Below are 12,616 nucleotides of genomic sequence, written 5' to 3'. Positions count from 1 at the left end.
TTTGAATGTTCATTTTATATGAAGATTCAACTCTTGTTCTTTGAAAACTGGATAAAACGACATTGAAACAATAAACAACAAGAAATTCTGTTGTGATTATTTACGTAATCACGACGTGTAAGACTTTTTAACTTTTAGGTTAAGTTAATAAGGGCGCACGGTGAATGCCTTGGCACTAGGAGTCGACGAAGGACGGCACTAACACCGATATGCTTCGGGGAGCTGTAAGTGAGCTTTGATCCGGAGATTTCCGAATGGGGAAACCCACTGTTCGTAATGGAGCAGTACATTTGCGTGAATACATAGCGCATCTGAGACACACCCAGGGAACTGAAACATCTAAGTACCTGGAGGAAGAGAAAGAAAATTCGATTCCCTGAGTAGCGGCGAGCGAAACGGGAATAGCCCAAACCAAAAGGCTTGCCTTTTGGGGTTGTAGGACACTCTACATAGAGTTACAAAGGAATGAGTTAGACGAAGCGATCTGGAAAGGTCCGCAGGATAGGGTAAAAGCCCCGTAGTCTAAAATTCATTCTCTCTTGAGTGTATCCTGAGTACGGCGGAACACGTGAAATTCCGTCGGAATCTGGGAGGACCATCTCCCAAGGCTAAATACTACCTAGTGACCGATAGTGAACCAGTACCGTGAGGGAAAGGTGAAAAGCACCCCGGAAGGGGAGTGAAATAGATCCTGAAACCGTGTGCCTACAAGTAGTTAGAGCCCGTTAATGGGTGATAGCGTGCCTTTTGTAGAATGAACCGGCGAGTTACGATCCCATGCAAGGTTAAGTCGAGAAGACGGAGCCGCAGCGAAAGCGAGTCTGAATAGGGCGAATGAGTATGTGGTCGTAGACCCGAAACCAGGTGATCTACCCATGTCCAGGATGAAGGTAAGGTAACACTTACTGGAGGTCCGAACCCACGCACGTTGAAAAGTGCGGGGATGAGGTGTGGGTAGCGGAGAAATTCCAATCGAACCTGGAGATAGCTGGTTCTCTCCGAAATAGCTTTAGGGCTAGCCTCAAACGTTAGAATCTTGGAGGTAGAGCACTGTTTGGACTAGGGGCCCATCCCGGGTTACCGAATTCAGACAAACTCCGAATGCCAATGATTTATGTTTGGGAGTCAGACTGCGAGTGATAAGATCCGTAGTCAAGAGGGAAACAGCCCAGACCACCAGCTAAGGTCCCAAAGTATTTGTTAAGTGGAAAAGGATGTGGCGTTGCTTAGACAACCAGGATGTTGGCTTAGAAGCAGCCATCATTTAAAGAGTGCGTAATAGCTCACTGGTCGAGTGACGCTGCGCCGAAAATGTATCGGGGCTAAACAAATCACCGAAGCTGTGGATTGATACCTTTGGTATCAGTGGTAGGAGAGCGTTCTAAGGGCGTTGAAGTCAGACCGGAAGGACTGGTGGAGCGCTTAGAAGTGAGAATGCCGGTATGAGTAGCGAAAGACGGGTGAGAATCCCGTCCACCGTATGACTAAGGTTTCCTGAGGAAGGCTCGTCCGCTCAGGGTTAGTCGGGACCTAAGCCGAGGCCGATAGGCGTAGGCGATGGATAACAGGTTGATATTCCTGTACCACCAAACCACCGTTTGAGTAATGGGGGGACGCAGAAGGATAGGGTAAGCATGCTGTTGGTTATGCATGTCCAAGCAGTAAGGTGTGAATGTAGGCAAATCCGCATTCTTTAACATTGAGCTGTGATGGCGAGGACGTATGTCTAGAGTTCCTGATTTCACACTGCCAAGAAAAGCCTCTAGCGAGGTGAAAGGTGCCCGTACCGCAAACCGACACAGGTAGTCGAGGAGAGAATCCTAAGGTGAGCGAGAGAACTCTCGTTAAGGAACTCGGCAAAATGACCCCGTAACTTCGGGAGAAGGGGTGCTCTTTTGGGTTCATAGCCTAGAAGAGCCGCAGTGAATAGGCCCAGGCGACTGTTTAGCAAAAACACAGGTCTATGCAAAACCGTAAGGTGAAGTATATGGGCTGACGCCTGCCCGGTGCTGGAAGGTTAAGAGGAGTGCTTAGCGCAAGCGAAGGTGCGAATTGAAGCCCCAGTAAACGGCGGCCGTAACTATAACGGTCCTAAGGTAGCGAAATTCCTTGTCGGGTAAGTTCCGACCCGCACGAAAGGCGTAACGATCTGGGCACTGTCTCAACGAGAGACTCGGTGAAATTATAGTACCTGTGAAGATGCAGGTTACCCGCGACAGGACGGAAAGACCCCGTGGAGCTTTACTATAGCTTGATATTGAATTTTGGTGCAACTTGTACAGGATAGGCAGGAGCCTTAGAGCCCGGAGCGCCAGCTTCGGAGGAGGCGTCGGTGGGATACTGCCCTGGTTGTATTGAAATTCTAACCCATACCCGTAACCCGGGTAGGAGACAGTGTCAGGCGGGTAGTTTGACTGGGGCGGTCGCCTCCTAAAGTGTAACGGAGGCGCCCAAAGGTTCCCTCAGAATGGTTGGAAATCATTCGAAGAGTGTAAAGGCAGAAGGGAGCTTGACTGCGAGACCTACAAGTCGAGCAGGGTCGAAAGACGGGCTTAGTGATCCGGTGGTTCCGCATGGAAGGGCCATCGCTCAACGGATAAAAGCTACCCCGGGGATAACAGGCTTATCTCCCCCAAGAGTCCACATCGACGGGGAGGTTTGGCACCTCGATGTCGGCTCATCGCATCCTGGGGCTGTAGTCGGTCCCAAGGGTTGGGCTGTTCGCCCATTAAAGCGGTACGCGAGCTGGGTTCAGAACGTCGTGAGACAGTTCGGTCCCTATCCGTCGTGGGCGTAGGAAATTTGAGAGGAGCTGTCCTTAGTACGAGAGGACCGGGATGGACACACCGCTGGTGTACCAGTTGTTCTGCCAAGAGCATCGCTGGGTAGCTATGTGTGGACGGGATAAGTGCTGAAAGCATCTAAGCACGAAGCCCCCCTCAAGATGAGATTTCCCATTACGCAAGTAAGTAAGATCCCTCAAAGACGATGAGGTAGATAGGTTCGGGGTGGAAGCGTGGCGACACGTGCAGCTGACGAATACTAATCGATCGAGGACTTAACCAAATTTTGTTTAACGTAACAATGTCGTTTATCCAGTTTTGAGTGAACAAGCACTCTATTATGAGGGTTTCAAGATACAAGCAGTGCTAGGAAACAAGTGAGAGAAGGAAGGAACGTACTAACGTACGTGACTGACAGATCGAATGAAGTTGACAACGCAATGCGCCGTATATTGGAAGCCGAATAAGTCTAGTGATGATGGCGAAGAGGTCACACCCGTTCCCATACCGAACACGGAAGTTAAGCTCTTCAGCGCCGATGGTAGTTGGGGGTTTCCCCCTGTGAGAGTAGGACGTCGCTGGGCACCAAAAAGAAGTCGTTACCGAGTTATATCGGTAACGACTTCTTTGTGTTTACAGAATTAAAATAAGCTGCAGGCAGTTACTGAGAAAATAGAGAGGGCTAGAAGCGTAGGTATACGTGAGAAGCGAGCGAGTGTCGCTTACGAAGACTTTAATGCTGCGTGCAAAAAACGTTATTGATAGAGTCGGCAACGACTTTTCGTGCTTTTCTTAAGTAGCTATTAGTGAATACAAACGATTAAAATTTATAAATTCCTGTTTTATTAACATAAAAAAAATCTAAATATATGCTAGTCAAAGATATATTTTAGAGTAACATAAGTTGTTGAAATATACTTTTAATACAGGCTTGAAATTTTAAATAGAGTTGCTATAATTATACTTGTACTTTAAAATAATTAAACGTTCCGAAGTAGCTCAGTGGTAGAGCAATCGACTGTTAATCGATTGGTCGTAGGTTCGAGTCCTACCTTCGGAGCCATTTTTTTGTTTTGCTTCCATAGCTCAGTAGGTAGAGTGCTTCCATGGTAAGGAAGAGGTCACCGGTTCAAATCCGGTTGGAAGCTTCTCATTAATTTATTTTAAGGAAAAAACTTGTCCTAATGTCAGATATATGATATTATAGTTCTTGTCTGGTTTTCATTTAAATAAGAAAATACTTTCAACAGAATGTATAATAGTTTTTCCAGATGGAATGCTATAACGTACTAGATTTTATAAAACCCAGGAGGATTAGCTCAGCTGGGAGAGCATCTGCCTTACAAGCAGAGGGTCGGCGGTTCGAGCCCGTCATCCTCCACCATAATATTTAAATTTAGCTTTGGAGGGGTAGCGAAGTGGCTAAACGCGGCGGACTGTAAATCCGCTCCTTAGGGTTCGGCGGTTCGAATCCGTCCCCCTCCACCAGTTTAATGGGGTATAGCCAAGCGGTAAGGCAATGGATTTTGATTCCATCATGCCCTGGTTCGAATCCAGGTACCCCAGCCAACTTTTTCAAATAGTATTGGGGCCTTAGCTCAGCTGGGAGAGCGCCTGCCTTGCACGCAGGAGGTCAGCGGTTCGATCCCGCTAGGCTCCATAAATATAGTAAAACTCTTTCAACCTAAAGTTGAGAGAGTTTTTTTGTGGGTGAAAATACTTTTCAATATAGTGCATTTTCCTTTATGATGAAATAAAAAGCGAGGTGTACAATTTGACTGAGACACTAACCTATGGGGATGTAACCTTACGTCCATTACTAACTTCAGATAGTGGAGCATTGTGGGAACTGTATGAACCCAAAATTTTTGAATTTATGTTAAATAAAATAGAAAACAAGCAACAGCTAGAAAAGTGGTTGGCAGTTGGTATTCACCAAATGAATGTTGAGGGGACAGCTCTTGCATTTGTAGTAGAAAATACAGAAACAAAAGAAATTATGGGTACCACTCGTATTTATGGAATAGACCAGACAAATTATAGTTGCGAGATAGGCTCTACTTACTATGGGAAACAGTATCAGCGTACACACGTAAATACGACGTGTAAATATTTATTGTTAAAGTATTGCTTTGAGCAAATGGGGACAATTCGTGTTCAGTTTAAAACAGATGAGTTAAATGTATCTTCTCAAAGGGCAATTGAACGAATTGGCGGTGTAAAAGAGGGTATACTGCGAAATGAACGGATACGATCTAATGGTTTTGTTCGAAATGCGGTTGTCTACTCTATTATAGATAGCGAATGGTCGGAAGTGAAATACAAGCTAGTTCAATTAATGAATAAATATTCGTAATTATGCTTGGTTGAGCCAAACACCCTCTAGCATTTACAATAGATGTAAGAACTAAAGGGGGCATAAAATTATGAATAAATTAAATATATCAATTATCGGGGTCCCAATGGATCTAGGGCAAAATAGACGAGGTGTCGATATGGGACCGAGTGCTATACGATATGCTGGGGTAGTGGAGAGACTTCAAGAGCTTGGTCACTCTGTAGATGATGTAGGGGACATTGCAATAGGTAGAAGAGAGACATCTCAAAATACGAAGTTACGTAATCTAGAAGAAGTGGTTGCAGCTAATACAATACTTGCTAACCGAGTTCACGATATTATTGGGGAAGGCAATTTTCCAATAGTCCTTGGCGGGGATCATAGTATTGCTATAGGAACACTTGCTGGATTGGCAGATCGCTATGAAAACTTGGGAGTTATTTGGTATGATGCACATGCCGATTTAAATACTGCTGAAACATCGCCGACTGGTAATATTCATGGGATGCCACTTGCAGTAAGTATTGGATTAGGACATGAGGAGTTAGTGAATATTCGAGATTTTGCACCGAAGATTAAACCAGAGAATGTTGTTATTATAGGTGCTCGTTCGGTAGATCCAGGAGAACGTGAACTGATCAAAGAAAAAGGTATTAAAGTATTTTCTATGCATGAAATTGACAAGCTTGGAATGTCTGAAGTAATGACACAAGCCATTCAGTATTTTGTGGATCGTAAGGTTGATGGAGTGCATCTTTCACTCGATTTAGATGGTCTAGATCCACTATATACACCCGGCGTAGGAACTCCCGTGGCTGGTGGGATCTCATATCGAGAAAGTCATTTAGCAATGGAAATGCTCTATGCTTCAAATATGATCACTTCTGCTGAATTCGTAGAAGTAAACCCAATTTTGGATGAAAAAAATAAAACAGCTGATGTAGCAGTAGGACTAATGGGATCACTATTAGGAGAAAGCCTTATTTAAGAAGGGTATATAGGGACCAACATTATTCATAGATAAGTTAAATAGCTGAAAAGAAAAAGCGGACATGTTGTCTGCTTTTTCTTTTTGATAATCCAGACAAAGTTGGAAAAGTTTGATAATATTAAGATATTATAAATAAATGAAACCTGTGGATACCTTCATACGTAAAGGTAAGACAGCCGCATGGGGCGGAGGCGAGATATCACGATGGATGCGTTAGTGAATAAACGAATAAAACAAGTATTAAAGGGTGATAAAGACGCATTCGCGGAGATTGTCGACCTGTATCAGCATAGACTATTTCAAGTGTGCTTTAGGATGCTTGGGAACCGTCATGAAGCAGAAGATATAGCTCAAGAGGCGTTTGTCCGTGCTTTCATCAATATTCATACGTTCGATCAAAAAAGAAAATTTTCAACTTGGCTGTATAGAATTGCTACTAATTTATGTATTGATCGTATTCGTAAAAAAAAGCCGGATTACTATTTAGATGCAGAAGTAAGAGGTACAGAAGGCCTTGATATGTATTCTCAAATCGCAGCCTCTGATGAACTTCCAGAAGAAGAACTCATGAAACTGGAACTACAGGAGCGTATACAGTATGAAATTAGTAGACTTCCCGATAAATATAGATCGGCTATTGTATTAAAGTATATGGAAGAATTATCTTTGCAAGAAATAAGCGAGATATTAGATTTGCCACTTGGAACAGTTAAAACAAGGATTCATAGAGGACGAGAAGCGCTTAGAAAACAGTTAAGCAGACAGCCTCATATATAATATAGGAGGGAATCAAGATGAATGCGTGTCCAGAACGAATTGTTCACTTTATGCACGAATATTTAGATGGTGAAATCAGCCGTGAACATGAGCTGGAACTTAAATCTCATTTGCAATCATGCGAAGCTTGCCAGGCTCATATGCATGAGTTAAGCGATGTTGTTGCTTTCGTCAAAGGAGCTGCTCACATAGAGGCACCAAATGATTTCAATCATTCGGTTATAGCTAGATTGCCGAAAGAAAAATCTTCTGCAGGGGTTAGTAAATGGTTGCGACGTCATCCAGTTCTTGCAGCTGCTGCAATGTTCTTATTATTGATGAGTAGTGCACTTTTTACGAACTTTAATGATGAGCAACAATTCTCCTTTACTAAGCAAGAAAACGTTCTTGTAGAAGGAGAAACAGTTATTATACCTGAAGGACAAGTCGTTAAGGGAGATCTGGTTGTTCGAAACGGGGATGTTCAGATTGACGGAGAATTAGATGGAAACTTAACGATTATCAATGGAACTGCATATATGGCTTCTACTGCGAATGTTACCGGAACTAGTGAAGAAATCAATGAAGTATTTGACTGGCTATGGTTCCACATTAAAGACGGTGCGAAGAATGTTGTGTCATTCTTTGAAAAAGAGGACAAATAGAAATGAAAGTCTATCCATAAATATTATTGGATAGACTTTTTGTGTTCCAAAAGCGAGGGATTATCGTAATTATGTTATACTTATTTAGAATGGATTAGTGAGGAAAAGTGGGGGATGCCACATGTCGTTTATGGAGCAATTTACAGACCTTATGCCAGTAAACGTTATTGTAAATATTTTGGATGTTTTATTTGTATGGTTTGTTATTTATAAAGTTATTACCTTGATTAAAGGAACTAAAGCAGTTCAATTGTTAAAAGGAATTTTTGTGATTGTTATTGCAAGAGTTGTGACGGACTTTTTCGGCTTAAATACGCTTGACTGGTTATTGGATCGAGTAATTGAGTTTGGGTTCTTAGCTATTATTATTATTTTCCAACCGGAAATAAGAAGAGCACTTGAACAGATCGGTAGAGGGAAGTTATTCTCTAGAAGCACCATGCAGCTGGAAGAAGAACAAGGTCGACTCATAACAGCCATGACGAAATCGATTAGTTATATGGCAAAGAGAAGAATTGGTGCCCTCATCTCCATAGAGAGAGAAACCGGTTTGACCGATTATATAGAAACGGGTATTCCGTTAAACTCTTATATCACATCAGAGCTTCTTATTAATATATTCATTCCAAATACGCCACTTCATGATGGGGCCGTTATTATAAAAAAAGATAAAATTGCTTCAGCAGCATCCTATTTGCCTTTGTCTGAAAGTCCTTTCATATCGAAAGAATTAGGTACGAGGCATCGAGCTGCAATTGGTTTAAGTGAAGTGACAGATGCGATAACGATTGTTGTTTCAGAAGAAACTGGGGCGATTAGTTTAACCTCCAATGGAGATTTACGAAGAGATTTATCGTTAGAGGAATTTGAGACCCATTTAACTCGCCTTTGGTTTCCAGTGGAAGAGCAAGTAACTTCTTCTAAATGGTTATGGAGGGGGAAACAAAATGGATAAAATGATGAATAATCCATGGTTCTTGCGGATAACTGCACTAATATTAGCAATCGCACTTTTTATAAGTGTGAGAAGTGAATTAGAAAGCGATAATAAGAATGCAAGTGGTAATGACGTTGATGTCATTCGTGATATCCCTCTAGAAGTTTATTATGACCATGAAAACCTGGTTGTAACTGGTCCACCAAAGACCGTCAACGTAAATGTTGAAGGTCCTAAAAACTTAGTATTATCGGCTAAGTTGATGAAAGATTTTAAAGTTTTTGTAGATCTTCGGGAACTAACTATAGGTACTCATCGAGTTCCGGTTTCAACTGAAAACTTCATAGAAAAGCTTAATGTGCGAACAGATCCTCAATATGTAGATGTAGTGATTGAAGAGCGTATTTCTCGAGAGTTTAATGTTGAAACAGATATGAATGAAGGATTGTTGGCTGAAAACTATGTAGTGAAGTCCTATGAAGTAAAACCACAAAAAGTAACCATTACTGGAGCAAAAAGTGTTATCAATAGCATAGGTTATGTAAAAGCAACAGTCGCAGGAGATCAAGGCATGAATAAGTCCTTTGAACAGGATACAACAGTCAAAGTACTCGATCTTGACTTAAATAAGTTAGACGTTGTCGTTGAACCAAGCTCTGTTCACGTAAGTGTGAAAATAGAAGAGTATAGTAAAGTGGTACCGTTAGCTCTAGTAAAACAAGGTAATCCCAAAGAAGGGGTCACCATAAATGAGCTCACTACAAAGACAGATTCAATTCGATTATATGGACCAAAAGCAGTCCTTGATAAAATAGATCAACTAAATGTTGATGTAGATCTAAGTAAAATAGAGAAGACTGGTAGCTTTGATATGAAATTAGCTTTACCAGAAGGGGTTACAAAACTGTCAAAAGAGGTAATAGAGATTACTGGCGATGTTACGGTTGTGAATGACCCTGATTCAGAAGAAACGGTGGAACAGGAAGAACCTGTTTCTACTATTTCAGAAAAGTCATTTGAGCAAGTACCTATAACCGTAAGAGGCTTACCTGAGCAACTGATAAGTTTTTTTGAAAAACCTACGGATGGCATCGTGACAGTCGTTGCTAAAGGGACAACAGAGGCCTTAAATAAGCTTCAATTAAATAATCTATCTGTATATGTAGAAGCAACTAATTCCGAAGTCGGAGAAAGTACTCTCCCTATACAAGTAGAGGGTTCTTCTGATGTAGAATGGCAAACTTCTGAAAAAGAAGCAGTCCTAACAGTTAAAGAATCTTTATAGATAGTACAACAGGATTTTAAGGAGAGAGTATAAATGGGAAAATATTTTGGTACAGATGGAGTTAGAGGAGTAGCAAACTCAGAACTAACACCAGAACTTGCATTTAAATTAGGTAGAGTTGGTGGTTATATACTAACGAAAGATGTAACAGATCGTCCAAAAGTGTTAATTGGTCGAGATACTCGTATATCTGGTCATATGCTAGAGGGGGCACTAGTTGCTGGTCTATTATCTGTTGGGGTTGAAGTAATGCGTCTAGGTGTTGTTAGTACACCAGCTGTAGCTTATTTAACGAGAGCTATGAGTGCAAGTGCCGGAGTAATGATCTCTGCATCTCATAATCCTATGGCAGATAATGGTATAAAATTCTTTGGGTCGGATGGATTTAAATTATCTGATGGACAAGAGGAAGAAATTGAGCAGCTTTTAGACCAAGATATAGATGAATTACCACGTCCAACTGGGGCAGATGTTGGTTCTGTATCTGATTACTTCGAGGGTGGTCAAAAGTATATTCATTACTTGAAACAATCAATAGATGAGGAATTTGTAGGAATTCATGTAGCTCTTGACTGTGCAAATGGTTCAACATCGTCTCTTGGAACACATGTATTTGCTGATTTAGATGCTGATCTATCTACAATGGGTTCTTCACCAAATGGGTTGAATATTAATGATGGTGTTGGTTCTACGCATCCAGAAAACTTAGCGAAGTTTGTTCTAGAAAAAGGAGCAGACGTAGGGCTTGCTTTTGATGGCGATGGAGATCGTCTGATTGCAGTAGATGAAAAAGGACAAATTGTAGATGGTGACCAAATTATGTATATTTGTGCCAAACATCTTCATGCAAATGGACGTTTAAATAACGGGACAGTTGTTTCCACAGTGATGAGTAATATGGGCTTCTATAAAGCATTAGAAACACATGATATGACTAGTGTAAAAACAGCGGTTGGAGATAGATATGTAGTAGAAGAAATGAAAAAGAATGGCTATAACCTAGGTGGGGAGCAGTCAGGACATATCGTTTTCCTTGACTATAATACTACAGGTGACGGTTTGTTGACTGGGTTACAGCTCGTGAATATTATGAAGGTAACAGGGAAAAAACTTTCCGAGCTTGCTGCTGAAATGACAATCTATCCACAAAAACTTATAAATGTTCGAGTGACAGATAAGCATGCGGTAACAGAAAATGAAAAAGTAGCAGCTATTATTAGTGAAGTAGAAAGTGAAATGGCTGGAAATGGTCGTGTCCTTGTACGTCCATCGGGTACTGAGCCATTGGTTCGCGTAATGGTAGAAGCAGCAACTGAACAGGAATGCGAAACCTACGTAAACCGCATCGTAGAAGTTGTAAAAGCTGAAATGGGACTTGAAGAATAAGTGTAAAGAATCACATTTCAACAATCTGCGAGCTATGTAAATTACTAATATCGATCCCTTTCTCTTTTCGAAGAGTTAGGGATTTTATGATATTATGAATAAAAGCGAGTGAGTTTCTAAAGACCATAGACAAATAAAGGAGGTACCTATGTATATTCCTAAACGATTTAAGGTAGATGACGAGAAAGAAATTTGGTCCTTTCTTAAGCAACACACATTTGCAACATTGGTTACAACAGATAAAGGGAGACCAGTAGCAACGCATATTCCTGTAATGGTTAAACGCGAAGGAGAAGAAATTGTGGTAAGTGGGCATTTGGCATATGGTAACCGACAGTGGCGCACGCTTAATGAGGAGCAGGAAACCTTGATAATTTTTCAGGGACCTCATTCCTACATTTCTTCTTCATGGTATGAAGAGCAGCAAGTCCCGACATGGAACTATCAGTCCGTTCATGTGTATGGGAATGTTAGTCTCCAAACGCAAGAGGAACTAATAGACGATTTGAAGACGCTTCTACACGTATATGAGCATCATCGACAACATCCGGTATTGTGGGATACACTATCACCTGAGCTTCTTGAACGGGAATTGAAAGGTATAGTTGGATTCAAACTTACCGTTACAGACATTCAAGCAGCCTATAAAATGAGCCAGAATCGAAATGACAGAGATTATGCCAACATCATAACGCAGCTTCATCAAGAAACTTCACCTGAAGCCCATCAAGTGGCTCAGGAAATGAAAAAGTTACGCTAAAAAATTTTATGTTTATCAGGTAAAGTTTAGTGGAATAGTAAGAGTGTACAAACAATTAAGGAGTGAGGAAATGGCTAAAGTAGCAACATTAATCACAAATATGTTTGAGGACGTAGAATACACAGGTCCAGCACAAGCACTAAACGATGCAGGACACGAGGTATTTGCAATTGAAAAAGAAGCAGGTAAAGAGGTAACAGGGAAAAACGGCGAAGCTACGGTGAAAATCGATTATGGCATTGACGAAGTAAAACCTGAAGACTTTGACGCATTATTTATACCTGGAGGATTTTCACCAGATATTTTACGAGCAGATGATCGATTTGTTCAATTTGCGAAGTATTTTATGGATGAGAAAAAACCAGTGTTTGCAATTTGTCATGGTCCACAATTACTCATCACTGCGAAGACGTTAGATGGTAGAGATGCGACAGGATATAAGTCGATCAAAGTGGACTTAGAAAATGCCGGTGTAAAATTCCATGACGAAGAAGTATTCGTTTGTCAAAATCAATTGGTAACAAGCCGTACACCAGACGATATTCCAGCGTTTAATAGAGAAATCGTTAAGCTGTTAGGTTAATTAGTAATATAAACTATATAAAATTATTAAGAGCATCTTCTTTTATTGGAAGATGCTCTTTTAATTGATAGAATATTCTTATTTATTTTAGGTGTTTCTTTCATTATACTTAAGGAATTAAATCATACCGGT

The 12,616-nt window shown here is 41.1% G+C and carries 9 protein-coding genes, 6 tRNA genes and 2 rRNA genes; all 17 read left to right on the top strand.

The window, feature by feature from the left end:
* Positions 1-137: 137 nt before the first annotated feature.
* Positions 138-3,066: ribosomal RNA gene (locus MKX39_RS17770) — 23S ribosomal RNA — on the top strand.
* Between the two features lie 185 nt (positions 3,067-3,251).
* Positions 3,252-3,367, top strand: a 5S ribosomal RNA gene (rrf, locus tag MKX39_RS17765).
* 404 nt (positions 3,368-3,771) lie between these two features.
* Positions 3,772-3,846 (top strand) — tRNA-Asn (locus MKX39_RS17760).
* 12 nt (positions 3,847-3,858) lie between these two features.
* Positions 3,859-3,931, top strand: a tRNA-Thr gene (locus MKX39_RS17755).
* Positions 3,932-4,091: 160 nt separating this feature from the next.
* A tRNA-Val gene (locus MKX39_RS17750) sits at positions 4,092-4,167 on the top strand.
* A 20-nt stretch (positions 4,168-4,187) separates the two neighbouring features.
* Positions 4,188-4,271 (top strand) — tRNA-Tyr (locus tag MKX39_RS17745).
* 6 nt (positions 4,272-4,277) lie between these two features.
* Positions 4,278-4,352 (top strand) — tRNA-Gln (locus MKX39_RS17740).
* Positions 4,353-4,370: 18 nt separating this feature from the next.
* A tRNA-Ala gene (locus tag MKX39_RS17735) sits at positions 4,371-4,443 on the top strand.
* Between the two features lie 105 nt (positions 4,444-4,548).
* Positions 4,549-5,139, top strand: coding sequence for a GNAT family N-acetyltransferase (locus MKX39_RS17730; RefSeq protein WP_245762702.1), 591 nt, complete (start codon positions 4,549-4,551; stop codon positions 5,137-5,139).
* A gap of 70 nt (positions 5,140-5,209) precedes the next feature.
* Complete coding sequence (gene rocF, locus MKX39_RS17725) at positions 5,210-6,109, top strand: arginase (RefSeq protein WP_093537353.1); 900 nt, start codon at positions 5,210-5,212, stop codon at positions 6,107-6,109.
* 207 nt (positions 6,110-6,316) lie between these two features.
* Positions 6,317-6,889 (top strand): RNA polymerase sigma factor SigW, encoded by a 573-nt coding sequence (sigW, locus tag MKX39_RS17720; RefSeq protein WP_093537354.1) that lies wholly within the window; start codon positions 6,317-6,319, stop codon positions 6,887-6,889.
* A 17-nt stretch (positions 6,890-6,906) separates the two neighbouring features.
* Positions 6,907-7,533: a zf-HC2 domain-containing protein gene (locus MKX39_RS17715; protein WP_093537355.1), complete on the top strand. Its 627-nt coding sequence runs from the start codon at positions 6,907-6,909 to the stop codon at positions 7,531-7,533.
* 121 nt (positions 7,534-7,654) lie between these two features.
* Positions 7,655-8,488 carry a diadenylate cyclase CdaA gene (gene cdaA, locus MKX39_RS17710; protein ID WP_093537356.1) on the top strand — a complete coding sequence of 278 codons (834 nt, stop codon included), beginning with the start codon at positions 7,655-7,657 and terminating at the stop codon, positions 8,486-8,488.
* A complete protein-coding gene (locus MKX39_RS17705) occupies positions 8,481-9,755 on the top strand; it encodes a CdaR family protein (RefSeq protein ID WP_340770804.1) in 1,275 nt (424 codons plus the stop codon). The genes cdaA and MKX39_RS17705 overlap by 8 nt, the downstream gene beginning before the upstream one ends.
* Positions 9,756-9,788: 33 nt before the next feature.
* Complete coding sequence (gene glmM, locus MKX39_RS17700; RefSeq protein WP_093537358.1) at positions 9,789-11,141, top strand: phosphoglucosamine mutase; 1,353 nt, start codon at positions 9,789-9,791, stop codon at positions 11,139-11,141.
* Between the two features lie 148 nt (positions 11,142-11,289).
* Complete coding sequence (locus MKX39_RS17695) at positions 11,290-11,901, top strand: FMN-binding negative transcriptional regulator (protein WP_340770801.1); 612 nt, start codon at positions 11,290-11,292, stop codon at positions 11,899-11,901.
* Positions 11,902-11,971: 70 nt separating this feature from the next.
* Positions 11,972-12,484 (top strand): type 1 glutamine amidotransferase domain-containing protein, encoded by a 513-nt coding sequence (locus MKX39_RS17690; RefSeq protein WP_093537360.1) that lies wholly within the window; start codon positions 11,972-11,974, stop codon positions 12,482-12,484.
* Positions 12,485-12,616 lie beyond the last annotated feature (132 nt).

This window comes from Psychrobacillus sp. FSL K6-1464 (assembly GCF_038003145.1).
Lineage (GTDB): Bacteria > Bacillota > Bacilli > Bacillales_A > Planococcaceae > Psychrobacillus > Psychrobacillus psychrotolerans.
This window is presented reverse-complemented; position numbering and strand designations above follow the sequence as displayed.